The organism is Pseudomonas putida (genome assembly GCF_050989985.1).
Classification (GTDB): Bacteria; Pseudomonadota; Gammaproteobacteria; order Pseudomonadales; family Pseudomonadaceae; genus Aquipseudomonas; species Aquipseudomonas putida_AI.
This window is the reverse complement of the sequence record NZ_CP158815.1, coordinates 1,462,991-1,486,431: the sequence shown is the minus strand read 5'-3', so window position 1 is coordinate 1,486,431 and position 23,441 is coordinate 1,462,991. Positions and strand designations below refer to the sequence as shown.

Genomic DNA, 23,441 nt, shown 5'->3' with positions numbered 1-23,441 from the left:
GTTTTGACTGACGGGTCACTCAGAGAAGAGTGCTTTATTTGATTTTGTGGTCCGGATTCCGTCAATTTCCCGAAGCAAATCCCCTGTAGGAGCTGCCGCAGGCTGCGATCTTTTGATCCTGTTTTTAAGATCAAAGGATCGCAGCCTCGTTGCACTCGACAGCTCCTACAGGGGATTGCGCCCATCATGTGAGCTGGCTGGCGGCAAAATTGGCGCAAAAAAAAAGCCAGCCCCCTGTTAAAGGGGCTGGCCGCGAGCGGTCAGGACCGACTCAAAGCTTGTTGAACAGGCTCAACTGGGAAACCCTGGCGAATGCCAGTTGCGCGGCCTGCAGCATGGTCTGTTGCAGCGTCAGGCGGGTCAGGACTTCCGCCGGATCGGTGTTCTTGATCGAGTTGGTAGTCGATTCGTTGATCAGGCCGGTGCTGGTGTTCTGCTCGGTCTGCATGTCCATCACGTTGCCCCGTGCACCGATCGCACCCCGCGCCAGGTCGACCTGGTTCTTGGAGTTGTTCAAGTTGGCAAGGGACGAAGCGATCGTATCTTCCAGAAAACGCTGTTGGGCCGGTTTACCCTGGGCCGGGGTATCGAGCGCCGCACGCAACTGGCTGATGGTATCGAGCACGTTCTGGGTCTGGTGCGTGTTGACCGCGATGTCGAACTGATCACCTGCAGCCGGCGTCGGCGGCGTGCCACCCAGGGTGAAGCTGACACCGGCCGCCGTGGCCACGCCAGCCGTCACGGTCCCGGTCGTGACCGGCGTACTGCTGCTGGTCAACGGGCGCGCGTAAAGTTCGAAGGTGCCCGGACCGGTGAACTTCAAGACCGCCCCGCCTTCCGGGAAAAAGTTCTTGTAGTCGGCGGCGTTGGTCACCGCAGTCTGGCTAATGATCGCCGTCGATGTATTGCCCGGCGCCCGGTTGGCCACAAAGCTGTCCGGCTTGGCCGTCAGCTGGAAACTGTGACCGGCGATCACTGCGTCAGAAGCTGCAGTGTCGGAGGGGTTGTCGCCAGCCTGGTAGGTGATATCCAGCTGAAAGGTCACACCACGGAAGTTGACGTCGGAACCGCCCTTCACATTCGGATCGAACTTGCCACCCCCAGTCGATTCAGCGGTCACGTCATTACCCGCGGAATCCGTGATCACATATTGGGTACTGCTGGTAAACGACAACGTGTAAGGCTGGCCGTTGCGGAAACTGCTGTCGAACGCCGGACCGGAATTCACCAGCCCCGGCGACAAGGACACACGCCCGTCATCGACCGGCGGCGCAGTCATGGTGGTGGAGCTGCGGGCCGCATTGATAGCCTGCTGGAAGACTTCCCAACCGGTGTCGTTCAAGCCCAGCGACATCGAGTCACCGATTTTCAGCTCCAGCTGGGTCTGGTCGCCCTGATAGCTGTAGGTGCCATCGCTGTTTTTTACAAATGGCTGAGTATTGTTGCTGGCGCCGGAGAAAATGTACTTGCCGTTGGCGTCCTTGCTGTTCATCAGGGTCAGCAGCTGTTCTTCGGACTGCTTGAGCTCCGCCGAGATGGATTTGCGGTCGTCGTCGTTCAACGAACCGCCACCGGCGCGCACCGTCAGCTCACTGACTTTCTGCAGCACGTTGTTGATGCTGTCCAGCACGCTTTCTTCCTGCGCCTGAGCCGTGTTCAACGCATTGATGTTGGTGGTGTACTGACCCAGCAGCGCTTTTTGCTGCTCAAGCTGCAGCAAACGCGCCGCGCCCACCGGATCGTCCGCCGCGGTGTTGAGTTTTACCCCGCTGCTGGCCTGCTCGGCAGTCTTCACTACGTTGTTCATGTTGCGCGAATAGTTGGCAGCCGTAGCGGCGTAATACTGTGCGGTAGAAATACGCATGTTCTACGGCTCCTTAAAGGGCATTGATCAGAGTGCTGAAAATTTCCTGCGCAGTCTTGATGATCTGCGAAGACGCCGTGTAGTACTGCTGGTACTTGGTCAGGTTGCCCGCCTCTTCATCGAGGTCGACCCCCGACAGCGAATCACGGGCGTCGCGCGCACCGGTCATGATGGTGTCGGTGGCCGTGGCATCCAGTTGGCCCTGTTTGGTCAGGGAACCCACGGTCGTTACCAGGCCGCCATAGGCATCAGTGAAACTGACGCCCGGGCTGGTGGCGGTTGCGCCGACGGTGGCCTTCGATTGCAGGCCGAGCAACGCCTGGGCGTTGCGGTTGTCGGTGCTGTCAGCCGCCGTCATGGCAATGTTGAAACTGTCACCCGACGCCGGGCTGCCACTGATGGTCATCGCCACGCTGAAGGACTTGGCGTTGCCACCGGCATCTGTGTAAGGCACGGCGATGTTCAGATTGTTGTTCTGCCCAGGCACGATGCTGCCGGTGCCGATGCTGGTGCCTTTGGAGTCGAAGACTTCGTAGGCATTGGCACTGGTCATCACCAGGCGAACCGGCATCGAAGCCTTGACCGCGCCCTGCACTTCGAGACGCTGCACCGGGTCGTAAATATCCAGGGCGGTGCTCAGGCTCGGCTGGCTGACCGCACCGGTGCCGTCATTGCCGGATGCCTTGGTGGACGTCAGCGGAGCGGACGTGGCCAGGGTCTTGGTGTCGGTCATGACCGTGGTCATGTCCGCGGCGGAACTGCGGGTCGGGGTAATCTTGAAGCTGTCGCCAGCGGCGACCGTGCCGGAGTTGATGCTCAGGCTGAAACCATCGATGACCGGTTGAGCGGCAGGCGGCGTAGCAAAGGCGAAGTTACCCATGTCGGTGTTGTCCGACAGGCGACGCACGTTGTAACCGGTGGCCGTGATGGTGACCTGATAGTCGCTGGCCTGCACTTTACTGGTGTCATTGATGGTGACGTTCAGGTTGCCGGAAGCCGGGTTGTTGTTGCCGTTGGCAATGCTGCGCTGGCTGATGGCCGCCGCACTGTTGATGTTGTTGAACAGTGCCGCGCCGAAGTTGCCGTTCTGATCCAGGCCCTGGCCCAACTGCTTGTTGACCTGATCGGCCACAACCATGGCGATACGCCCCAGGCCGTTGACCGCAGGTGTCAGCACTTCGTTGCGATAACGCACCAGGCCGCCCATCTCGCCACCGGTCATCACATTGGTGATGTCGATCGACGAACCGTTGCGATCCATGATGATCGAGGAACGGGTCGGGTCGGCGGGGTCCGGCGCCACACGCAGTTTATTGACGGTATCGCCGACCACCAGTGGCTGGCCACTGCCCAGGTAGATGTCGAGGCGCCCCTCGGTGTCAGTAACCTGGACACCTACCAGCTCGCTGAGCTGGCGAACGGTTTCGTTGCGCTGGTCCAGCAGTTCGTTGGGCGTGCCACCCGAACCGCTGACTTCGGCGATTTTCTTGTTGTAGGCCGCAACGGTCGACGCCAGTTTGTTGACCTGGTCGGCCATCGAACCCAATTGATCGTTGATGTAGGTGTTCTGCTGGGTAAGTTGCTTGGAAATCGCGTTGAAGCGACTGCTCAGGCCCTGGGCATTGGTCAGCAGTGCCTGGCGCGCGGCGTTGTCATTGGAGTTGGCGGCGAGGGTTTGCAGGGACGAGAAAAACGCCTGCAGGGATTTGGTCACACCGGTGCCGCTGTCGGACAGCAGCTTGTCGACCTGGGTGGCCTGCCCCAGATACGCCTGGGCGTCGCTGTTGAGCGAAGTGGTGGTCTGCAATTGCGAATCGAGGTAGCTGTTGTACACCCGGCGCACATCGGCCAGCGTAGTGCCGGTCCCGATGAACACATTGCCGTACTGAATCGAGTTCTTGCTGTTCTGTACGGTTTGTTGGCGGGAGTACCCGACGGTGTCGACGTTGGAAATGTTATTACCGGTAGTCACCAACGAGGCGTGGCTAGCGGACAGACCCGACATTCCGATGTTGAGCAAACTCATGATTCAGACCTTATACCTTGTGTCTATATAGGCGTCGTGGAGGCGCCCGCCGCGGCGTAGTTTTGGTAACTCGTCATTTGCCTGGCTATCTGCGAAATCTTGCTCGCGTAGTTCGGGTCGGTCGCATAACCGGCCTTTTGCAACTCGCGTACAAACTGTTCCGGGTTATCGGCCGACTTCACGACATCTTGATAGCGATTGTTGGTTTGCAGCAGCGTCACAAGGTCATGGAAGCTGTCCTTGTAAGAATCGTAGGAGCGGAACTCCGCCGTCTCCTTGACCATCTGGCCATTCCTGAATTCGCTGGTGATCGCTCGCGCCGAATCACCCTTCCAGCTGTTGCCGGCCTTGATGCCGAACAGGTTGTGACTGCTGCTGCCGTCCTGGGCGCGCATGACCGATTTGCCCCAGCCGGTTTCCAGCGCGGCCTGGGCCACCAGGTAACGCGGATCGACGCCGATGCGGTCGGCGGCTTCCTTGGCCATCGGCAGCATGGTGTTGACGAATTCGTCGGCGGAGCTGAAGGCTTTCTTCGGCGGCGCCAGCGGAATTTGTGCAATGGCGCGCCCCGAAATCTGCAGGGGGCCATTGGCCGCCGCTTGCGCGTTCGCCAGCCAGTCGCCGTTGTACAAGGCGCCGGAACCGGTGGTAGTGAAGCGCTCCGGCAGTTGAGTCTTGTTGACCGCCGCAACCGTCGTATTGGCGCTCGTCGTTGCCGAAGGCACCAGGCCCGCCAGCAATCGATCGGCCAGCTTCGGCGGCAAGGCCAAACGACGCTGGTTGATCAGCTCCATGTCATTACGGTGCGTGCCCTCGCCGCTCGGTGCATGGACCGAACGCGAAGCCCACAACGGACGCTCGCCATTGACCCGCGACAGCGGACCGTTGGTGGCCACCGTGCCGGCCGCCACTGGCGTTTGCGCGGCAGCCTTGGCGGCTTCCTGCTTGGCCGCAGACATGGCCGCGGCCTCGCCCGGTGCCAGCGGCTTGTTCTTCGACATCTGGCGCATCAGCACGTCCGCCAGGCCGATACCGCCACCCTCGCGAGACATGGAAACGGCCAGCTGCTGGTCGTACATTTCCTGGTACTGCTTGGCTTCCGGCGTGTTCATCGGATTGTCCTTGCCCAGCGCTTCGGTGGCCGAGCGCATGGACTTGAGCATCTCGCCAAGGAACAGCGACTCGAACTCCTGCGCAACCTTGCGCATGTTCGCGTCGCTGTTCTTGTCGCCGACCTTGAGCTGGTTCAACCGGTTCAGGTCGGAATACGAACCCGAATCGCTGCTGCTGACCCGACCGCTCTTGTACATATCCATGTAAACCGTCCTCAGATCACGATCAGGTCGGCTTGCAGCGCGCCGGCCTGTTTCAGTGCTTCGAGGATCGCCATCAAGTCACCTGGCGCCGCGCCGACCTGGTTCACCGCACGCACGATTTCGTCGAGGGTGGTCCCGGGGCCGAACTTGAACATCGGCTTGGCTTCCTGCTGGGCGTTGACCCGCGAGCGTGGCACGACCGCCGTCTGCCCGTTGGACAGTGGGCCCGGCTGGCTGACGATCGGGTCTTCGGTAATGGTCACGGTCAGGCTGCCGTGGGTCACGGCGGCCGGCGAAACCTTGACGTTCTGCCCGATCACGATGGTGCCGGTACGGGAGTTGATGATGACTTTCGCCACCGCCTGGCCCGGATCGATTTCGAGGTTTTCCAGGACCGACAGGTAGTCGACACGCTGGCTCGGATCCAGTGGCGCGGTCACGCGAATCGAACCGCCATCGATGGCCTGGGCCACGCCCGGGCCGAGCATGTCGTTGATCTTGTCGACGATGCGCTTGGCGGTGGTGAAGTCGGAACGGTTGAGGTTCAGCGTCAGGCTGTTGCCCTGGTTGAAGCCACTCGGCACCGCCCGTTCGACCGACGCACCACCGGGGATGCGACCGGCCGACGGCACGTTGACCGTGATCTTCGAACCGTCGCGACCTTCGGCATCGAAGCCGCCGACCACCAGGTTGCCCTGGGCCACTGCGTAGACGTTGCCGTCGATACCCTTGAGGGGTGTCAGCAGCAACGTACCGCCGCGCAGGCTCTTGGAGTTACCGATGGACGAAACGGTGATGTCGATCTGCTGACCGGGCTTGGCGAAGGCCGGCAGATCGGCACTGACCGACACCGCCGCGACGTTTTTCAACTGCACGTTGCCCGAACCCGGCGGCACCTTGATGCCGAACTGCGAGAGCATGTTGTTGAAGGTCTGCAGGGTGAACGGCGTCTGGGTCGTCTGGTCACCGGTACCGTTAAGCCCGACCACCAGGCCATAACCGATCAACTGGTTGGAACGCACGCCGGAAATGCTGGCGATGTCCTTCAGGCGTTCGGCCTGGGCATTGAAGGCCGCCGACAACAGAACGGCGGCCATCATGAGTCTTCTGAAATTCAACATGCTCAACTGGAAAGCCACCTAGAAAGGGAACAGCGGGCTGAGGAAGAAACGGTCGAACCAGCCTGGCTGACTCGCATCGGCAAACGAACCGGTACCCGAGTAGGTAATGCGTGCGTCGGCGACACGGGTCGACGACACGGTGTTGTCGGTCGAGATGTCATCGGCGCGAACCAGACCCGCAATGCGCACCAGCTCGTCACCGGTGTTGAGGGTCATCCACTTCTCGCCACGCACCGCGATGATGCCGTTGGGCAACACATCGGCGACGGTCACGGTGATCGAGCCGGTCAGGGTGTTGCCCTGCGCCGCCTTGCTGTCACCCTTGGTCGCGCGGTCGCCTTCATAGCTGGCGCTCAGGCTCAGGTCGCCACTGCCGAACGGGTTGTTGGTGTTGGGCGTGGAACCGAACAACGACGTCAGGCCGATGCCGGTCTTGCTGTTCTTGGCCACTTGCGAGTTGGCGTTTTTGCTGGCCTGGGTCTTCTCGTTCAGGGTAATGGTGATGATGTCACCGACCCGGAACGCCTTGCGGTCGCCATAGAGGTTCTGTTCAAACCCGGCCTGGTAGATCGAGCCGTTGTTCGCGGCAGCCGGCAGCGGTGTGCGCGGCAACACCGGGGCGTAGTAAGGGTCATTGGGTTTGGGCGTCACAGGCACACAGCCTGCAAGCGCGGTGATCCCACTCAATGCCAGAACAGAGACGAAGCGTTTCATGACCCTTACCTCACGGTGTAGCAGGCGGCCCGATGACCGCCCCTTGTAGACTTGATTACAGATTCTGCGTAACGAACGAGAGCATCTGGTCGGCGGTGGAGATCACCTTGGAGTTCATCTCGTAGGCGCGCTGGGTGGTGATCATGTTGACCATCTCCTCAACGGTGCTGACGTTGGACGTTTCCAGAGTGTTCTGCAGCGTGGTACCGAAACCGGCCAGGCCCGGGGTGCCGACTTCCGGCGCGCCACTGGCGGCGGTTTCCAGGAACAGGTTGCTGCCCACGGCCTGCAGGCCGGCCGGGTTGATGAAGTCGGCGGTTTGCAGGTTGCCGATCACCTGGGAAGCCGGGTTGCCGGCCACGGTGATGGACACGGTGCCGTCCTTGCCCACGGTGAAGGTCTGGGCATCGTTCGGAATGACGATGGCCGGCTGCAGGGCGAAACCGCTGGCGTTGACGATCTGGCCGTTGGAGTCCAGGTGGAAGGTGCCGTCACGGGTGTAAGCCGTGGTGCCGTCCGGTTGCAGGATCTGGAAGAAACCGCGACCGTCGATGGCCATGTCCAGCGGCTGCTCGGTGGTTTGCAGGCTGCCGGCGGTGAAGTTTTTCTGGGTGCCGACGATGCGTACACCGGTACCCACTTGCAGGCCCGACGGCAGTTCGCTGTCCTGGGTCGACTGGGCACCAGGCTGGCGTTTGATCTGGTACAGCAGGTCCTGGAACTCGGCGCGGTCACGTTTGAAACCCGTGGTCGACACGTTGGCCAGGTTGTTGGAAATGGTGGTCAGGTTGGTGTCCTGGGCGGACAGACCGGTTTTGGCAACCCATAGAGCCGGAAGCATTCGATTCTCCTCGTGCGCCTGTTTTACGGCGCGACGTTCTGATAATTAGCTGATCTGCAAGACCCGAGCCATGGCCTGGTCGTCTTCTTTGGCGGTGTTCATCATCTTGACGTGCAGTTCGAACTGCTTGGACAGGGCCAGCACCGACGTCATCTCGTCCACGGCATTGACGTTGCTCGACTCGAGAAAACCCGACACCAGCTTGACGTTGGCATCGGCTTGCGCAGGCTGGCCGTCCTTGGTGTGGATCGAACCGTCCAGGCCCTTGGTCATGTTCTTGAAGTCCGGGTTGACCAGCTTGATGCGGTCGACTTCCGCCATCACGCGAGGATCCTCGCCCATCGAGCGAATGCTGATGGTGCCGTCCTCACCGACTTCGATCTGTTGCTCGGGTGGCACGGCGATCGGGCCGCCATTGCCGATTACCGGCATGCCGTTGCCGGCGCGCAGCACGCCCAGTGCGTCGATCACCAGGCTGCCGGTGCGCACATAGCTTTCACCGCCGTCAGGGTTCTGCACCGCCATCCAGCCACTGCCTTGCACGGCGACATCGAGGTCACGACCGGTTTCCACCAGGGAGCCCGGGGTAAAGTCGGTAGCCGGGCGTTCGGACATGGCAAACGCACGCGCCGGAAAGCTGTCGCCGAACACCGGCATCGAACGCGCCTGCTCCAGGTCTTTCTGGAAACCGTTGGTGGAGATGTTCGCCAGGTTGTTGGCATGAGCCTTTTGCGCCAGTGCATTCTGGCTGGCGCCGGTCATTGCCACATAAAGGTACTTGTCCACAATCTATCCTCTGCCTGCCGGACGTTTGCCGCCCACTGCTGTACTGATGAGCCATAAGCAATTTGCAGACCAACTTGTTTTTGGCGGCGCGAGGCCCGGCAAACAAAGGACTTGAGGGAGTTGGAGTGGATTTGGGAAATGTGTCAGAGACGAAAAACCGGCGGTGTCATGCCGGTGGGTGGCAAGGCTTGCCTCTCGGCAATGGCCTCTACCGCTATCGCGAGCAGGCTCGCTCCTACAGGGATCTTCAGTGCGACACATATCCACTGTGGGAGCGAGCCTGCTCGCGATGAGGCCGGTATAAACGCAGCAAGCCTTCGCTAAGACTCCGTCTTGCCAACCTCATACTCACGCAACTTGTTGGCAATGGTGGTATGGGAAACCCCCAGCCGCTTGCCCAGTTGCCGGCTGCTCGGGTGCTCGGAATACAGGCTTTCCAGCACCGCTTTTTCGAAACGACCGACAATCTCGTCCAGGCTGCCCTCCAGGGAAAAATCCCCCAGGGGCTGGCGCGCGCCGTAGTCCGGCAGGCGAATGTGCTCGGCCTTGACGGTCCCGCCGTCGCACAGGGAAACCGCCTGGAACAGCACGTTTTCCAGTTGCCGGACATTGCCCGGCCAGTGGTAGTGGCTGAGACGATCCATGGCCGCCGGGGCCAGTTTGGGCAGCGGGCAGCCGATCTGGCGGCTGGCCTGATCGAGGAAGTGCTCCACCAGCGGCGGCAAACCGTCGAGGCATTCGCGCAGCGGCGGGATGTGCAAAGACAACACATTCAAGCGGTGATACAGGTCCTGGCGAAACTCGCCGCGGGCGCACAACTCCGACAGATCGACCTGGGTCGCACAGATCACCCGCACATCGAGGTAGACCTCCTCATCGCTGCCGACACGGCGGAAGCAACCGTCCTGCAGGAAACGCAGCAATTTCACCTGCAGGCGCGGACTCATCTCTGCGACGCCGTCAAGAAACAGCGTACCGCCCGCCGTCAGCTCCAGCAGCCCGAGCTTGCCCTCGGCTCGCGCCCCTTCGAAGGCGCCGGGGCCGTAGCCGAACAGTTCGGTCTCAGCCATGGATTCCGGCAGGCCGGCGCAGTTGAGCGCCATCAGCGGTGATTGCCCGCGCGGGCTGGCCAGATGGCAGGCACGCGCCAGCAACTCTTTGCCGGTACCGGTTTCGCCTTCTATCAAGAGCGGCGCATCGAGCGGAGCCATACGCCGAGCCTCGCGCACCACCGACGCCATCACCCGGGAGCTTTGGAAGATGCTGTCAAAGCCGCGCAGCTCCTGTTTGCGCACGTTGTAGATGCGCTCCCCCACCCGATCGGCACGGTGCAGCGTCAACACCGCGCCGGCCATGGCTTCGCTGTCGTCATGCTCCGATTGCAGCGGGGCGATGTCGGCCAAAAACACATCGCCCTTGACCTTGACCCGCATCCCGTTGATTCGCGACTTGTTGGCGCGCACCAGCTCCGGCAAGTCGAAATCTTCGGCATAACGCGACAGCGGAATGCCGGGCACTTCATCGACACGCACCCCGAGCAACTGCGCCGCCGCGCGGTTGGCCGCGACGATGGACCCACCCATGTCAATCGACAGCACCGGAAACTCCAGGGCACCCAGCAAGGCATTGAGTTCCATATGCCGACGCTCGCTGGGCATCAGTCCTACGCGCTTGACGCCAAAGACCCCGGCAATCGCTTCGAATTTCGGACGCAGGGCCTGGAACTGGATGTTGATCAGGTTCGGACAGTGCAGGTAGATGGCATTACCGTGCTCACCGCCCACTTCACCGCGAGCGACGTTGATGCCGTACTCCACCAGCAGGTTGAGGATGTCGCGCAGGATGCCGATGCGGTTCTGGCAGTGGACTTTGATACGCATAAAAAGGCCCGAAAAAGCGGTGAATGAAGCACCCAACCTGTAGGAGCGAGCCTGCTCGCGATGGGCGTTAACGAAAACGCGTTAATCCTGAATAAACGCGTCGCCCTTGATTCCATCGCGAGCAGGCTCGCTCCTACAGGGATTATTTCTGCCGAGGCGCTCAGTTAGTCGTCAAGATTATGTGACACCCGGAGCACTTTTCCCACACGCCAATCGCACCCTCTGCGCGACAACTTGTCAAACGTAACGAAAACTTTACGAAAAAGCAGGACTTTTCCTGCGCCTGGCGCGCCCTACCCGCTGTAAAGCCGAGATCCTTGAGGTATTTCTAGGTCCATAGCAGCACATAACAAGAACGAATCCCTCCGCAGGAGAGCAGTATGAAGCAGACGCAATACGTGGCTCGCGAGCCCGATGCGCATGGTTTTATCGACTACACCGCTGAAGAACATGCGGTATGGAACACGCTGATCACTCGCCAAATGAAAGTGATCAAAGGGCGTGCGTGCCAGGAATACCTGGACGGCATCGAAAAACTCGGTCTGCCCCACGACCGCATTCCGCAATTGGGCGAGATCAACAAAGTGCTCGGTGAAACCACCGGCTGGCAGGTTGCCCGCGTTCCTGCACTGATCCCTTTCCAGACCTTTTTTGAATTGCTCGCCAGCAAGCAGTTTCCGGTCGCGACCTTTATTCGTACTCGCGAAGAACTGGATTACCTGCAAGAGCCGGACATTTTCCATGAGATCTTCGGCCACTGCCCGCTGCTGACCAACCCCTGGTTCGCCGAATTCACCCACACCTACGGCAAGCTCGGCCTCAAGGCCTCCAAGGAAGAGCGCGTGTATCTGGCGCGCCTGTACTGGATGACCATCGAGTTCGGCCTGCTCGATACCCCGCAGGGCCAGCGCATCTACGGTGGCGGCATCCTGTCTTCGCCGAAGGAAACCGTGTACTGCCTGTCGGACGAGCCCGAGCATCAGGCGTTCGACCCGCTGGAATGCATGCGCACCCCGTACCGCATCGACATTTTGCAGCCGCTGTACTTTGTCCTGCCCGATCTCAAGCGCCTGTTCGACCTGGCCCACGAAGACATCATGGGCATGGTCAAGCAAGCGATGCAGATGGGCCTGCACGCGCCGAAATTTCCGCCAAAACCAAAAGCCGCCTGAACCGCAGCTTTTACGATCAAGTGAGTCTGTCAGGAACCGACGCTTTGCTTTAGCGTGGTAGCACTGGCAGTCGATATCCATTTATACGATTTCAGGAATCCATCATGTCCACATTGAACCAAGCCCACTGCGAAGCCTGCCGCGCCGATGCTCCACAGGTCAGCGATGAAGAATTGCCGATCCTGATCAAGCAGATCCCGGACTGGAACATCGAAGTACGCGACAGCATCATGCAGCTGGAAAAAGTCTTCCTGTTCAAGAATTTCAAGCACGCCCTGGCGTTCACCAACGCCGTCGGCGAAATCTCCGAGGCCGAAGGTCACCACCCGGGCCTGCTGACCGAGTGGGGCAAAGTGACCGTGACCTGGTGGAGCCACTCGATCAAGGGCCTACACCGCAACGACTTCATCATGGCCGCGCGCACTGACGAAGTGGCCAAGGACGCCGAGGGCCGCAAGTAATGCATTTCGATGCCATCGGCCGAGTACCCGGCGATCCGATCCTCGGCCTGATGGAGGCCTACGCGCAGGACCCCAACCCGCGCAAGTTCGACCTTGGCGTGGGCGTCTACAAGGACGCCCAGGGCCTGACGCCGATTCCCCAATCGGTGAAGCTGGCCGAGGCACGCCTGGTGGAACGCCAGACCACCAAGATCTACATCGGCGGGCATGGCGATCCGGCATTCGGCAAGGTCATCAATGAGCTGGTGCTCGGTGCCGACTCGCCGCTGATCCGCGACAACCGCGCCGGCGCCACCCAGACACCGGGCGGCACCGGTGCGCTGCGCCTGAGCGCGGACTTCATCGCCCAGTGCCTGCCGGGCCGTGGCGTGTGGTTGAGCAATCCGACCTGGCCGATCCACGAAACCATTTTCGCGGCAGCCGGGGTCAAGGTCAGCCATTACCCCTACGTGAGCAGCGACAACCGTCTCGATGTCGAGGCGATGCTCGCGGCACTCAGTCAGGCGCCCAAGGGCGATGTGGTCTTGCTGCACGCCTGCTGTCACAACCCGACCGGCTTCGATCTGTCCCATGACGACTGGAAGCGGGTGCTGGAAGTGGTGCGTCGCCGCGAACTGCTGCCGCTGATCGACTTTGCCTACCAGGGCTTTGGCGATGGCCTGGAGCAGGACGCCTGGTCGACCCGGCTGTTCGCCGCGCAGTTGCCGGAAGTGCTGATCACCAGTTCCTGCTCGAAGAACTTCGGCCTGTACCGCGACCGTACCGGCGCGCTGATTGTCTGCGCAAAAACCACCGACAAACTGGTGGATATTCGCAGCCAACTGGCCAACATCGCCCGCAACCTGTGGTCGACGCCGCCAGACCATGGCGCCGCCGTGGTGGCGACCATCCTTGGCGATCCGGAGCTGAAAAATCTCTGGAGCGACGAAGTGGAAACCATGCGCCTGCGCATCGCCCAACTGCGCAGCGGCCTGGTCGAAGCCCTGGAGCCCCATGGCTTGCGCGAACGCTTTGCGCACATTGGCGTGCAACGCGGGATGTTTTCCTACACCGGATTGACGCCGGATCAGGTCAAGCAACTGCGTGAGCATCACAGCGTCTACATGGTCGGTACCGGGCGGGCGAACGTGGCGGGGATTGATGCGACGCGCCTGGATTTGCTGGCTGAGGCGATTGCCAAGGTTTGCCAGTAATCTCAAGCACTCTGTAGAACCTCTGTAGGAGCGAGCTTGCTCGCGATGGCGGTGTGTCAGTCCAGATTGATTCGACTGACACACCGCCATCGCGAGCAGGCTCGCTCCTACAGTTGTTTCTGCGTGGCTATTACTTACCTGTCTAGACAACCCCATCCGTCGAAACAAATGGATATAAAGTCTATTTGTCATTTCCCGTGCTGTATCCTTGCCAGGCTTTTTGAAAGCGCGGATCTACCAGATCTATCAACAGACTTAGCGAGGAGCGCAACCATGCACGAGATTCCTAATCTCCCCTTCCCAAGCCTGCACGAACCTGAGCAGACGACCACGCAGCAAGCCGGCGCCCAACAGCCCGAGCCAAAAGAAGCAACCGACAGTCGCAAGGCTGACAGCGAAGACTGATACACCCGCCGTACAGACCGTGTGGAAAGCGCTAACATGCGCTTTCCACACTGCCTGAACCGAGCATTCCCCCATGACAGATGATTTCAGCGAAACGCAAGCCAGCGTTCTGATCGGCACCGCCGAGAAAATGATCGAAATCTGGAATCGCCTCCCCCCCGAGAAACAAGCCGCCTTGCTCGCCCGTTTCGGCACTGAGGAAAATGCGTTGGCCGCACTGGTCACCACGCAACTGGTCGCACCTGAAAAGCCCTGAGCGGTCCGCCCGGCAAATAGTTTTACTTTTTCACAACCCACGAACGCCAGCGCCGTTATCATAAGCAGCCTATCTAATCCTGCTTTATCGTGGACTTTTACCCATGTCTGAAAACCAGCGCCCCCTGGCGGTCACGCTGCAAGTTGTCTCCATCGTCCTGTTTACCTTTATCGGCTACCTGAATATCGGCATTCCTCTGGCGGTATTGCCGGGTTACGTCCACAGCGACTTGGGCTTTGGCGCGGTGATCGCCGGGCTGGTGATCAGCGTGCAATACCTCGCCACCCTTCTCAGCCGCCCCTACGCCGGGAAGATCATCGACAACAAAGGCAGCAAGCTGGCGGTGATGTACGGCCTGGCCGGCTGCGGCCTGAGCGGCGTGTTCATGTTGCTTTCAGCCTGGACCCAAAGCCTGCCAATGCTGAGCCTGGCCAGCCTGTTCATCGGCCGACTGGTATTGGGCAGCGCGGAAAGCCTGGTGGGTTCCGGCTCGATTGGCTGGGGCATCGGCCGGGTCGGAGCGGCGAACACTGCCAAGGTCATTTCCTGGAACGGCATCGCCAGTTACGGCGCACTGGCAGTCGGCGCGCCACTGGGGGTGTGGCTGGTCGGGCAACTGGGCTTGTGGAGCATGGGTGTGAGCATCGTGTTGCTGGCGCTGTTCGGCCTGCTGCTGGCCTGGCCGAAGACTGCGGCGCCCATCGTCGCCGGCGAACGCCTGCCGTTCATCCACGTCCTCGGACGAGTGCTGCCCCACGGCTGCGGCCTGGCGCTGGGCTCCATCGGTTTCGGCACCATCGCTACCTTTATCACCCTGTATTACGCCACCCGGCAGTGGGATAACGCGGTGTTGTGCCTGAGCCTGTTCGGCGCCAGCTTCATTGGCGCGCGGCTGTTGTTCGGCAACCTGATCAATCGCCTGGGCGGCTTTCGCGTGGCGATTGCCTGCCTGTCGGTGGAAACCCTCGGATTGTTGCTGCTGTGGCTGGCACCGGATGCCCATTGGGCGCTGGCGGGTGCAGCACTGAGCGGCTTTGGTTTCTCGCTGGTGTTTCCGGCATTGGGGGTTGAAGCGGTCAACCTGGTGCCCGCCTCCAGCCGTGGCGCGGCGGTCGGGGCTTACTCGCTGTTCATCGACTTGTCGCTGGGGATCACCGGGCCATTGGCGGGGGCTGTGGCTGCAGGGTTCGGGTTTGCCTCGATCTTCCTGTTCGCCGCGCTGGCGGCAATCAGCAGCTTGATGCTCTGCATCTACCTGTACCGGCAGGCGCCTAAGAACCGCCAGGCTCGGGACGCGCGCTAGAAATCCACCTTGCCGCGCCCGGCCTTGATGTTGCCGCGCTTGCTCTTGGCTTCGAGCCGGCGAGTCTTCGAACCGAGGGTTGGCTTGGTCGGGCGGCGTTTCTTTTCGACCTTGGTGGCACTGAGGATCAGTTCGGTCAGGCGCAGCAACGCATCGGCGCGGTTCTGCTCCTGGGTCCGGTATTGCTGGGCCTTGATGATCAACACGCCATCGCTGGTGATGCGAGTGTCGCGCAGCGCCAGCAACCGCTCCTTGTAGAACTCGGGCAAGGATGAGGCCGGGATGTCGAAGCGCAAGTGCACGGCGCTGGAGACCTTGTTGACGTTCTGCCCACCCGCGCCCTGGGCACGAATGGCGGTCAACTCGATCTCGGCATCCGGCAGATGCACGTTGTTGGAAATCACCAGCATGGACAGTCACTACCTGTGCGCTATGCGCCATCTAAACAAAAATGCCCGTATCTGGCGATACGGGCATTTTTTTGGCCAGGGCGTTTATTCCGCCGCTGGAGCCTGCGGCTTGCGACGCTTGAGCGGGGCCATGCCGTCCTTGCTGACCAGCGACGGCGCTTCGGCCTTCGGACGGTTGGCGCTCTTGCGCTTGGTCGGAGTCTTGGCGGCGACTTTTTTCTTGTCACCCTTAACGTCGGTCTTTTTCTTCTTGGTGCCGGCGGCCTTGCCCGAGGCCTTGACCTTTTTCGGTCCGCCGTAGGTGCCTTTGACTTCCTTGATGGTACGGCGCTCGAAGCTCTGCTTGAGGTAGCGCTCGATGCTCGACATCAGGTTCCAGTCACCGTGGCAGATCAGCGAGATGGCCAGGCCATCATTGCCGGCGCGACCGGTACGACCAATACGGTGTACATATTCGTCACCGCTGCGTGGCATGTCGAAGTTGATCACCAGATCCAGACCGTCGACGTCCAGGCCACGGGCGGCAACGTCGGTGGCCACCAGGATCTTCACCCCGCCCTGCTTCAGACGGTCGATCGCCAGCTTGCGATCTTTCTGGTCCTTGTCGCCGTGCAGTACGAACGCCTTGTATTCCTGCGCCACCAGACGACCGTAGATGCGGTCGGCCATGGCCCGGGTGTTGGTGAAGATAATGGCCTTCTGATAGGTCTCGTTGGCCAGCAGCCAATTGACGATCTGTTCTTTGTGCTGGTTGTGGTCAGCGGTGATGATTTGCTGACGGGTCGTTTCGTTCAGCTGGCTGACCGCGTTCAGTTGCAGGTGCTCGGGGTTGTTCAGGACCTTGGCGACCATTTCGCGCAGCCCCGAACCACCGGTGGTGGCGGAGAACAGCATGGTCTGCTGGCGGTTCGGGCATTCGTCCACCAGACGCTGCACATCATCGGCGAAACCCATGTCGAGCATGCGGTCGGCTTCGTCGAGCACCAGGACTTCGACTTCTTTCAAATCGAGATTGCCGGCGTTCAGTTGCTCGATCATCCGGCCCGGCGTACCGATCAGGATATCCGGCACCTTGCGCAGCATGGCGGCCTGGACCTTGAAGTCTTCACCGCCGGTGATCAGGCCGGCCTTGATGAAGGTGAACTGCGAGAAGCGTTCAACTTCTTTCAAGGTCTGCTGGGCCAGTTCGCGGGTCGGCAACAGGATCAGGGTCTTGATGCTGACGCGGATTTTCGCCGGGCCGATCAGACGGTTGAGGATCGGCAGGACAAAGGCCGCGGTCTTGCCGCTACCGGTTTGCGCCGTCACCCGCAGGTCACGCCCCTGGAGCGCGAGCGGAATAGCCGCTGCTTGCACAGGCGTCGGCTCGACAAATTTCAGTTCGGCCACGGCTTTGAGCAGGCGTTCGTGCAGGGCGAATTCGGAAAACACGGGTGCTACCTCGAAGAAATGCAAAAAATCAGCTGCATAGGGTAACGGTTTCGAGCGCGAAGGCCGAGTTTCTTTATGCAATCGGCAGCAAACAGTGGCTTTTTTGTTGCCTGATTTGTCATCGAACGTAATACAAAGTGTCTTAAATGCTCTAATCGCCCGTCGCGCCTTACAGAAGAATCGATTCTACCCATGGATATCAAACAGCTCTGGCTCAACGCCCAAGACCTTTGGGGCGCCCTCGATCAGCATCCGCTCGTGCATGCCAGCCTGGCACTGATGCTGCTTCTGGTGATTGCCCTGGTGCTCGGACGAGTGGCTCGCTATCTGATTCTGCATTCGAGCCGAATGCTTGGCCGACAGCCGGCCCTGCACTGGATCAACGACTTTCGCCACAACAAGGTGTTTCAGCGCCTGGCACAAATGACGCCGTCGCTGGTGATCCAGTTCGGCCTGCATCTGGTGCCGGAGCTGAGTAAAACCGCGCTGATCTTCCTCGGCAACGTGGCACTGGCATTCACCATCCTGTTTCTGGTGCTGTCCATCAGCGCCCTGCTCAATGCCTTGCTGGATATCTACGCCCGCACTGAACACGCCCGCACCCGCTCGATCAAAGGCTACGTGCAACTGGCGAAAATGGTCTTGTACGTGTTTGGCGCGATCATCATCGTCGCAACGCTGATCGATCGCTCGCCGTTGTTGTTGCTGTCGGGTCTTGGCGCCATGTCGGCGGTGATCCTGTTGGTCTACAAGGACACGCTGCTGTCGTTCGTCGCCAGCGTGCAACTGACCAGCAATGACATGCTGCGGGTCGGCGACTGGATCGAAATGCCCCAGGTGGGCGCCGACGGCGATGTGGTGGACATCACGCTGCACACGGTGAAAGTACAGAACTTCGATAAAACCATCGTTTCCATTCCGACCTGGCGCCTGATGTCCGAGTCGTTCAAGAACTGGCGCGGCATGCAGCAGTCCGGTGGCCGACGGATCAAGCGCAGCCTGTTCATCGACGCCAGCGGCGTGCGCTTCATCCGCGATGACGAAGAACAGAAACTGTCCCAGGTTCACTTGCTGACGGACTACATCAGCCGCAAACAGGCCGAACTCAAGGCCTGGAACGAAGCTCAGGGCAACGTCGCGGCCATGTCGGCCAACCGTCGACGCATGACCAATATCGGCACGTTCCGTGCCTATGCGCTGGCGTATCTGAAGAGCCACCCGGAGGTCCAGCCGAACATGACTTGCATGGTCCGACAGATGCAAACCACGGCCCAGGGCATCCCGCTGGAAATCTACTGCTTCACCCGCACCACGGCGTGGGCCGATTACGAGCGGATTCAGGGGGATATTTTCGATTACCTGCTGGCGGTACTGCCGGAGTTTGGCTTGAGCCTTTATCAGCAGCCCAGCGGTACGGATCTTCGGGCCGGGCTGTTGCCGGCGGTGCTGGGGGCGAGCCATATCCCCGAGCCCGAGAAACACATCATGTAAGACGATAACTTTCCTGTAGGAGCGAGCCTGCTCGCGATTGCTGAGTGTCAGTCGACATCATCTTTTCTGACACACCGCTATCGCGAGCAAGCTCGCTCCTACAGGAATTCAGTGTGCGATTGCGGCCTGGCGAACACCCAACCGACTGATCCACACCGCCAGCAGAATCACCGACCCGCCCAGCAGCAACCGCCCCAATTCCTCGTGCTGATTCCAGATCAGCAGATTGATCAGCAACCCCACCGGCACATGCAGGTTGTTCATCACCGCCAGTGTCCCGCCATTGACCAGACAGGCGCCCTTGTTCCACCAGTAGAGCCCCAGCGCCGTCGAGACCAGTCCGAGGAACAGCAGGACGCCCCATTGCAGCGGTGCTTCGGGTAGGAAGTTCTGCTTGCCGAACAACAGGAATGCCGGCAATGCCACCGCCAGCGCGCCCAGATAGAAATAGCCGAAGCGCCGATAGTGCGGCAGGTCGCTTGGATGCCGCGCCACCAGATGCTTGTAGAGCACCTGCCCGGCGGCATAGGTGAAGTTGGCCAGCTGCAGCAACAGGAACCCCATGAAGAAGTCGGGATTGATGCGGTCGTAGCGAATCACCGCCGCCCCCGCGACCGCCACCAGCGCCGCGATCAAGGCCCAGGGATTGAAGCGTCGGTTCAGCGCGTCCTCGATCAGGGTCACGTGCAACGGCGTAAGAATGGTGAACAGCAACACTTCCGGGACCGTCAGCACGCGAAAGCTCAGGTACAGGCAGACGTAGGTCACGCCGAACTGCAAGGCGCCGATCAGCAGCATGCCGCGCATGAAGGCCGGTTCCACCGAACGCCAGCGCGTCAACGGAATGAACACCAGCCCCGCCAGCAGCACGCGCACCAGCACCGCGAAGTAACTGTCGACATGACCGGCCAGGTACTCGCCGATCAAACTGAAGGAAAACGCCTGGATCAGCGTGACAAAAAGTAGATAGCCCATGCTCGCCTCGTTTCGAATGGCGGCGACGATAGCGGGTTTTAGCCTTTTGTGGGAGCGAGCCTGTTCGCGATAGCGGTGGATCAGTCAACATCGTTGTCGACTGACACTCCGTCATCGCGAGCAGGGTCGCTCCCACAGGGAATGATTTCAACCGAACAAAATGCAGGCAAAAAAAAGCCCGATCTCGCTAAAGCGTTCAATCGGGCCAGGGCACTCAGGAGCAGAAGTGCAAGGGGGAGATTCAATGCGCGTACAGGCTTGAAGGGTTGCGCCAGGTCACTAGACCATCCGGTGATTATCTGGCGATTAACAGGTCAAGCTACTTGGGAAAGTCTGGCGTTCGCCTGGTTCAGGCCTTTCTCCTGGAAGTCGCCGCCCAGGTTCATGCCCTCGGCGTGGATGAACGTCACGTCGTGGATGCCGATGAAGCCCATGACCTGGCGCAGGTAAGGTTCCTGGTGATCCGCGGTGCTGCCGGCGTAGATCCCGCCGCGAGCGGTCAGGACGTAGGCGCGCTTGCCGCTGAGCAAACCCTGTGGACCGGTTTCGGTGTACTTGAAAGTCACGCCGGCACGCAGCACATGGTCGAGCCAGGCCTTGAGGGTGCTCGGAATCGCGAAGTTGTACATCGGCGCGGCCATGACCAGCACGTCGGCGGCCAGCAGTTCATCGGTCAGTTGATTGGAGCGATCCAGGGAAACCTGTTCGATGTCGTTGCGCTGATCGGCGGGTTTCATCCAGCCACCGAGCAGGTTGATGTCCAGGTGCGGCACCGGGTTGACGGCCAGGTCACGAACGGTGATCTCGTCCTGCGGATGCGCGGCTTTCCACTGATTGATGAAGGTCTGGGTCAGTTGACGGGAAATCGAGTCCTGCTGACGGGCACTGCTTTCGATGATCAGAACGCGTGACATGGGATGTAGGCTCCATCTGAGAATGTTGTAAGTCGATGGAGTGAAGGTTAAACATCGTCATATCGATTAAAAAGCGCAAATAACTGCTATAACCGATCAATAATTTCGTTTATAAGCGGAGCATGGCTGGCGAGCCTGCTCCGCTGGATGTCATTGCGGCTTGCAGGTCATGCTGATGTACAGCTTGATGATCTTGCGATTGAACTTGGCGGAAAGGTCGGCGCTTTTACCGGCAGCCAGATTGATGCGGCGGGTCTTTGGCGATTCAGGACCATTGCGAAACACCACCGCGCAGTCGGCGGCGACATCACCATAGTTGTTCACGGTGATCGAGCCCATGTCGTAATCGGTCGCGTAGGTGGAATAGTCGATCTTCAGGCCATTGAGTTCTTTTTGTACGTCGATCGGGTAGGCAAACGCGGTCAGCGGCAACATCGCCAGCATGACACCCAGGATTTTTTTCATGCAGCAGTCTCCAATTAAGAACTGCGCAGCTTAGGACAAGAGGAACCCATCATGAAAGCGCCCCGCGTGACCCTTGATCAATGGCGAACGCTTCAGGCCGTGGTCGACCACGGTGGTTTCGCCCAGGCCGCCGAGGCGCTGCACCGTTCGCAATCGTCGGTCAGCTACACCGTGGCGCGCATGCAGGATCAGCTCGGCGTTCCGCTGCTGCGCATCGACGGGCGCAAGGCGGTGCTCACCGAAGCCGGTGGCGTGCTGTTGCGTCGCTCCCGGCAACTGGTGAAACAGGCCAGTCAACTGGAAGACCTGGCCCACCACATGGAGCAGGGTTGGGAAGCCGAAGTGCGACTGGTGGTGGACGCGGCCTACCCCAGCGCCCGCCTCGTCCGCGCGCTGACCGCGTTCATGCCCCAAAGCCGCGGCTGCCGCGTGCGCCTGCGCGAGGAAGTATTGTCGGGTGTGGAAGAAGTATTGCTCGAAGGCGTGGCCGATCTGGCCATCAGCGGTTTCAGCATTCCCGGCTACCTGGGCGCGGAATTGAGCGACGTCGAGTTTGTCGCGGTGGCCCATCCGGAACACCCGTTGCATCGGCTCAATCGCGAGCTGAATTTCCAGGACCTGGAAAGCCAGCTGCAGGTGGTGATCCGCGACTCCGGTCGCCAGCAACCACGGGACGTCGGCTGGCTGGGCGCCGAACAACGCTGGACCGTCGGCAGCCTGGCCACCGCCGCGACTTTCGTCGGCAGCGGCCTGGGCTTCGCCTGGCTGCCAAGGCACATGATCGAACGAGAACTCAAGGAAGGTACGCTCAAGCTGCTACCGTTGGATCAGGGCGGCAGCCGCAACCCGAGTTTTTACCTGTACTCGAACAAGGACAAACCCCTCGGGCCGGCCACGCAGATTCTCATCGAACTGCTGCGGACCTTCGACACCGCGCCGCTGGACGCACCGTTCGCCGCCCCTGAACAAGCCTGACACGGAGTGTATGCATGGCCTATTTCGAACACGAAGGTTGCAACCTGCACTATGAGGAATATGGCCACGGCACGCCGCTGCTGCTGGTCCACGGCCTGGGGTCCAGCACCCTGGACTGGGAAAAACAGATCCCCGCGCTGGCCGCCCGTTACCGGGTGATCGTCCCCGATGTGCGTGGCCACGGGCGCTCCGACAAGCCCCGCGAGCGCTACAGCATCGCCGGCTTCAGCGCCGACCTGGTGGCGCTGATCGATCACCTGAACCTCGGCCAGGTGCATTACGTGGGCCTGTCCATGGGCGGCATGATCGGTTTTCAGTTGGGCGTGGATCAGCCGCAACTGCTCAAAAGCCTGTGCATCGTCAACAGCGCGCCGGAGGTCAAGTTGCGCAGCCGCGACGATTACTGGCAGTGGTTCAAGCGCTGGAGCCTGATGCATGCCCTCAGCCTGCGCACCATCGGCAAGGCCCTGGGCGGCAAATTGTTCCCCAAACCGGAACAGGCGGACTTGCGAGAAAAGATGGCCGAACGCTGGGCAAAAAACGACAAACATGCTTATCTCGCCAGCTTCAATGCCATCGTTGGCTGGGGGGTTCAGGAACGACTGTCCAAGGTGTCCTGTCCAACCCTCGTCGTCAGCGCCGACCGTGACTACACGCCGGTCTCGCTGAAAGAGAATTACGTAAAACTGCTGCCCGATGCGCGGCTGGTGGTGATCGCCGATTCGCGTCACGCCACCCCGCTGGACCAGCCCGAACGTTTCAACCAGACACTGCTGGAATTCCTCACCGCAGTCGACACCACTCCACTCAGGATCACTGACCCATGCTGAAAAAAATCGCCCTCGCCGCTGGCTCCGTACTGTTTGCCGCCAACCTGATGGCGGCAACGCCTGCCAAGGCGCCGCATGTATTGCTGGAAACCACCAACGGCCAGATCGAAATCGAACTGGACCCGGTCAAGGCCCCGATCAGTACCAAGAACTTCCTTGATTACGTGGACAGCGGCTTCTACAACAACACGATTTTCCACCGCGTGATTCCGGGCTTCATGGTCCAGGGCGGCGGTTTCACCCAGGCCATGCAGCAAAAAGACACCAAGGCGCCGATCAAGAACGAGCACAGCAATGGCTTGGTCAACGTGCGTGGCACCCTGTCGATGGCCCGTACCTCGGTGCCGGATTCGGCCACCAGCCAGTTCTTCATCAACGTCAAGGACAACGATTTCCTCGACCAGGGCGACGGCTACGCAGTGTTCGGTAAAGTCGTCAAAGGCATGGACGTGGTCGACATCATCGTCAATTCGCCAACCACCGTGCGCAATGGCATGAAGGACGTGCCGGCCGACCCGGTGTTCATCAAGTCGGCCAAGCGCATCGACTGAGACTAAGCTGGACAGGGATGTCCGAGCCGTTGCCGGTATTTCCGGCAACGCTCAAACCGTT

Annotated in this window: 22 protein-coding genes and 1 pseudogene; 10 read left to right on the top strand and 13 right to left on the bottom strand. The window is 60.4% G+C overall.

Annotated elements, in window-relative coordinates:
- Positions 1-271: 271 nt before the first annotated feature.
- The 8 genes from ABTV29_RS07130 to ABTV29_RS07095 form a co-directional block, all read right to left on the bottom strand.
- Positions 272-1,864, bottom strand: coding sequence for a flagellar hook-associated protein 3 (locus ABTV29_RS07130; protein WP_433769436.1), 1,593 nt, complete (start codon positions 1,862-1,864; stop codon positions 272-274).
- Positions 1,865-1,877: 13 nt separating this feature from the next.
- Positions 1,878-3,890 carry a flagellar hook-associated protein FlgK gene (flgK, locus tag ABTV29_RS07125; RefSeq protein ID WP_433769435.1) on the bottom strand — a complete coding sequence of 671 codons (2,013 nt, stop codon included), beginning with the start codon at positions 3,888-3,890 and terminating at the stop codon, positions 1,878-1,880.
- Between the two features lie 23 nt (positions 3,891-3,913).
- Positions 3,914-5,206: a flagellar assembly peptidoglycan hydrolase FlgJ gene (gene flgJ / locus ABTV29_RS07120; protein ID WP_433769434.1), complete on the bottom strand. Its 1,293-nt coding sequence runs from the start codon at positions 5,204-5,206 to the stop codon at positions 3,914-3,916.
- Positions 5,207-5,217: 11 nt separating this feature from the next.
- Positions 5,218-6,327, bottom strand: a complete 1,110-nt coding sequence (locus ABTV29_RS07115; protein WP_433771778.1) for a flagellar basal body P-ring protein FlgI — start codon at positions 6,325-6,327, stop codon at positions 5,218-5,220.
- An 18-nt stretch (positions 6,328-6,345) separates the two neighbouring features.
- Complete coding sequence (gene flgH, locus ABTV29_RS07110) at positions 6,346-7,041, bottom strand: flagellar basal body L-ring protein FlgH (RefSeq protein ID WP_433769433.1); 696 nt, start codon at positions 7,039-7,041, stop codon at positions 6,346-6,348.
- 55 nt (positions 7,042-7,096) lie between these two features.
- On the bottom strand, positions 7,097-7,882 hold the full coding sequence (gene flgG / locus ABTV29_RS07105; protein WP_433769432.1) for a flagellar basal-body rod protein FlgG: 786 nt from the start codon (positions 7,880-7,882) through the stop codon (positions 7,097-7,099).
- A 45-nt stretch (positions 7,883-7,927) separates the two neighbouring features.
- Positions 7,928-8,668 (bottom strand): flagellar basal body rod protein FlgF, encoded by a 741-nt coding sequence (locus ABTV29_RS07100; protein ID WP_433769431.1) that lies wholly within the window; start codon positions 8,666-8,668, stop codon positions 7,928-7,930.
- 320 nt (positions 8,669-8,988) lie between these two features.
- Positions 8,989-10,548: a sigma-54-dependent transcriptional regulator gene (locus ABTV29_RS07095; RefSeq protein WP_433769430.1), complete on the bottom strand. Its 1,560-nt coding sequence runs from the start codon at positions 10,546-10,548 to the stop codon at positions 8,989-8,991.
- A gap of 380 nt (positions 10,549-10,928) precedes the next feature.
- On the opposite strand from ABTV29_RS07095, the gene phhA reads away from it, so the two are divergent.
- From phhA to ABTV29_RS07065, 6 genes are all read left to right on the top strand, one after another.
- Positions 10,929-11,720 carry a phenylalanine 4-monooxygenase gene (phhA, locus tag ABTV29_RS07090; RefSeq protein WP_433769429.1) on the top strand — a complete coding sequence of 264 codons (792 nt, stop codon included), beginning with the start codon at positions 10,929-10,931 and terminating at the stop codon, positions 11,718-11,720.
- A gap of 104 nt (positions 11,721-11,824) precedes the next feature.
- The gene (locus ABTV29_RS07085; protein ID WP_007975310.1) at positions 11,825-12,181 is read left to right on the top strand and encodes a 4a-hydroxytetrahydrobiopterin dehydratase; all 357 of its coding nucleotides are present in this window, start codon (positions 11,825-11,827) and stop codon (positions 12,179-12,181) included.
- Positions 12,181-13,374: an amino acid aminotransferase gene (locus ABTV29_RS07080; RefSeq protein ID WP_433769428.1), complete on the top strand. Its 1,194-nt coding sequence runs from the start codon at positions 12,181-12,183 to the stop codon at positions 13,372-13,374. The genes ABTV29_RS07085 and ABTV29_RS07080 overlap by 1 nt, the downstream gene beginning before the upstream one ends.
- A 273-nt stretch (positions 13,375-13,647) precedes the next feature.
- Positions 13,648-13,779 (top strand): hypothetical protein, encoded by a 132-nt coding sequence (locus ABTV29_RS07075; RefSeq protein WP_256345623.1) that lies wholly within the window; start codon positions 13,648-13,650, stop codon positions 13,777-13,779.
- 73 nt (positions 13,780-13,852) lie between these two features.
- Positions 13,853-14,035 carry a hypothetical protein gene (locus ABTV29_RS07070; protein WP_433769427.1) on the top strand — a complete coding sequence of 61 codons (183 nt, stop codon included), beginning with the start codon at positions 13,853-13,855 and terminating at the stop codon, positions 14,033-14,035.
- 103 nt (positions 14,036-14,138) lie between these two features.
- Positions 14,139-15,338: an MFS transporter gene (locus ABTV29_RS07065; RefSeq protein WP_433769426.1), complete on the top strand. Its 1,200-nt coding sequence runs from the start codon at positions 14,139-14,141 to the stop codon at positions 15,336-15,338.
- On the opposite strand, the gene arfB is transcribed toward ABTV29_RS07065, so the two are convergent.
- Together arfB and ABTV29_RS07055 are read right to left on the bottom strand one after the other, a co-directional pair.
- A complete protein-coding gene (gene arfB / locus ABTV29_RS07060; RefSeq protein ID WP_433769425.1) occupies positions 15,335-15,748 on the bottom strand; it encodes an alternative ribosome rescue aminoacyl-tRNA hydrolase ArfB in 414 nt (137 codons plus the stop codon). The genes ABTV29_RS07065 and arfB overlap by 4 nt on opposite strands.
- 84 nt (positions 15,749-15,832) lie before the next feature.
- Positions 15,833-17,179: a DEAD/DEAH box helicase gene (locus ABTV29_RS07055; RefSeq protein ID WP_433769424.1), complete on the bottom strand. Its 1,347-nt coding sequence runs from the start codon at positions 17,177-17,179 to the stop codon at positions 15,833-15,835.
- 192 nt (positions 17,180-17,371) lie between these two features.
- Here ABTV29_RS07055 and ABTV29_RS07050 point away from each other — a divergent pair, with 192 nt between their 5' ends.
- The gene (locus tag ABTV29_RS07050; protein WP_433769423.1) at positions 17,372-18,670 is read left to right on the top strand and encodes a mechanosensitive ion channel family protein; all 1,299 of its coding nucleotides are present in this window, start codon (positions 17,372-17,374) and stop codon (positions 18,668-18,670) included.
- Between the two features lie 108 nt (positions 18,671-18,778).
- On the opposite strand, the gene ABTV29_RS07045 is transcribed toward ABTV29_RS07050, so the two are convergent.
- From ABTV29_RS07045 to ABTV29_RS07035, 3 genes are all read right to left on the bottom strand, one after another.
- The gene (locus ABTV29_RS07045) at positions 18,779-19,645 is read right to left on the bottom strand and encodes a carboxylate/amino acid/amine transporter (RefSeq protein ID WP_433769422.1); all 867 of its coding nucleotides are present in this window, start codon (positions 19,643-19,645) and stop codon (positions 18,779-18,781) included.
- A gap of 314 nt (positions 19,646-19,959) precedes the next feature.
- Positions 19,960-20,559 carry an FMN-dependent NADH-azoreductase gene (locus tag ABTV29_RS07040; protein WP_433769421.1) on the bottom strand — a complete coding sequence of 200 codons (600 nt, stop codon included), beginning with the start codon at positions 20,557-20,559 and terminating at the stop codon, positions 19,960-19,962.
- A gap of 150 nt (positions 20,560-20,709) precedes the next feature.
- Entirely contained in the window at positions 20,710-21,024 is a 315-nt protein-coding gene (locus ABTV29_RS07035; RefSeq protein ID WP_433769420.1) for a 3-phosphoglycerate kinase, read from the bottom strand.
- A 51-nt stretch (positions 21,025-21,075) separates the two neighbouring features.
- Between ABTV29_RS07035 and ABTV29_RS07030 the strand changes: the two genes are divergently transcribed.
- The 3 genes and pseudogenes from ABTV29_RS07030 to ABTV29_RS07020 all read left to right on the top strand — a co-directional run bounded on the left by ABTV29_RS07030 (position 21,076) and on the right by ABTV29_RS07020 (position 23,380).
- The gene (locus ABTV29_RS07030) at positions 21,076-21,999 is read left to right on the top strand and encodes a LysR family transcriptional regulator (protein WP_110964427.1); all 924 of its coding nucleotides are present in this window, start codon (positions 21,076-21,078) and stop codon (positions 21,997-21,999) included.
- A 14-nt stretch (positions 22,000-22,013) separates the two neighbouring features.
- Positions 22,014-22,819 (top strand): annotated as a pseudogene (locus tag ABTV29_RS07025) (alpha/beta fold hydrolase).
- 3 nt (positions 22,820-22,822) lie between these two features.
- A complete protein-coding gene (locus tag ABTV29_RS07020; protein ID WP_433769419.1) occupies positions 22,823-23,380 on the top strand; it encodes a peptidylprolyl isomerase in 558 nt (185 codons plus the stop codon).
- The last annotated feature ends 61 nt before the right edge of the window (positions 23,381-23,441 follow it).

What these genes read in the sequence shown, in the direction of transcription:
- ABTV29_RS07130 (WP_433769436.1), bottom strand. Translation starts at nt 1,864, where the DNA reads ATGCGTATTTCTACCGCACAGTATTACGCCGCTACGGCTGCCAACTAT.
- flgK (WP_433769435.1), bottom strand. Translation starts at nt 3,890, where the DNA reads ATGAGTTTGCTCAACATCGGAATGTCGGGTCTGTCCGCTAGCCACGCC.
- flgJ (WP_433769434.1), bottom strand. Translation starts at nt 5,206, where the DNA reads ATGGATATGTACAAGAGCGGTCGGGTCAGCAGCAGCGATTCGGGTTCG.
- ABTV29_RS07115 (WP_433771778.1), bottom strand. Translation starts at nt 6,327, where the DNA reads ATGTTGAATTTCAGAAGACTCATGATGGCCGCCGTTCTGTTGTCGGCG.
- flgH (WP_433769433.1), bottom strand. Translation starts at nt 7,041, where the DNA reads ATGAAACGCTTCGTCTCTGTTCTGGCATTGAGTGGGATCACCGCGCTT.
- flgG (WP_433769432.1), bottom strand. Translation starts at nt 7,882, where the DNA reads ATGCTTCCGGCTCTATGGGTTGCCAAAACCGGTCTGTCCGCCCAGGAC.
- ABTV29_RS07095 (WP_433769430.1), bottom strand. Translation starts at nt 10,548, where the DNA reads ATGCGTATCAAAGTCCACTGCCAGAACCGCATCGGCATCCTGCGCGAC.
- phhA (WP_433769429.1), top strand. Translation starts at nt 10,929, where the DNA reads ATGAAGCAGACGCAATACGTGGCTCGCGAGCCCGATGCGCATGGTTTT.
- ABTV29_RS07085 (WP_007975310.1), top strand. Translation starts at nt 11,825, where the DNA reads ATGTCCACATTGAACCAAGCCCACTGCGAAGCCTGCCGCGCCGATGCT.
- ABTV29_RS07080 (WP_433769428.1), top strand. Translation starts at nt 12,181, where the DNA reads ATGCATTTCGATGCCATCGGCCGAGTACCCGGCGATCCGATCCTCGGC.
- ABTV29_RS07075 (WP_256345623.1), top strand. Translation starts at nt 13,648, where the DNA reads ATGCACGAGATTCCTAATCTCCCCTTCCCAAGCCTGCACGAACCTGAG.
- ABTV29_RS07070 (WP_433769427.1), top strand. Translation starts at nt 13,853, where the DNA reads ATGACAGATGATTTCAGCGAAACGCAAGCCAGCGTTCTGATCGGCACC.
- ABTV29_RS07065 (WP_433769426.1), top strand. Translation starts at nt 14,139, where the DNA reads ATGTCTGAAAACCAGCGCCCCCTGGCGGTCACGCTGCAAGTTGTCTCC.
- arfB (WP_433769425.1), bottom strand. Translation starts at nt 15,748, where the DNA reads ATGCTGGTGATTTCCAACAACGTGCATCTGCCGGATGCCGAGATCGAG.
- ABTV29_RS07050 (WP_433769423.1), top strand. Translation starts at nt 17,372, where the DNA reads ATGGATATCAAACAGCTCTGGCTCAACGCCCAAGACCTTTGGGGCGCC.
- ABTV29_RS07045 (WP_433769422.1), bottom strand. Translation starts at nt 19,645, where the DNA reads ATGGGCTATCTACTTTTTGTCACGCTGATCCAGGCGTTTTCCTTCAGT.
- ABTV29_RS07040 (WP_433769421.1), bottom strand. Translation starts at nt 20,559, where the DNA reads ATGTCACGCGTTCTGATCATCGAAAGCAGTGCCCGTCAGCAGGACTCG.
- ABTV29_RS07035 (WP_433769420.1), bottom strand. Translation starts at nt 21,024, where the DNA reads ATGAAAAAAATCCTGGGTGTCATGCTGGCGATGTTGCCGCTGACCGCG.
- ABTV29_RS07030 (WP_110964427.1), top strand. Translation starts at nt 21,076, where the DNA reads ATGAAAGCGCCCCGCGTGACCCTTGATCAATGGCGAACGCTTCAGGCC.
- ABTV29_RS07020 (WP_433769419.1), top strand. Translation starts at nt 22,823, where the DNA reads ATGCTGAAAAAAATCGCCCTCGCCGCTGGCTCCGTACTGTTTGCCGCC.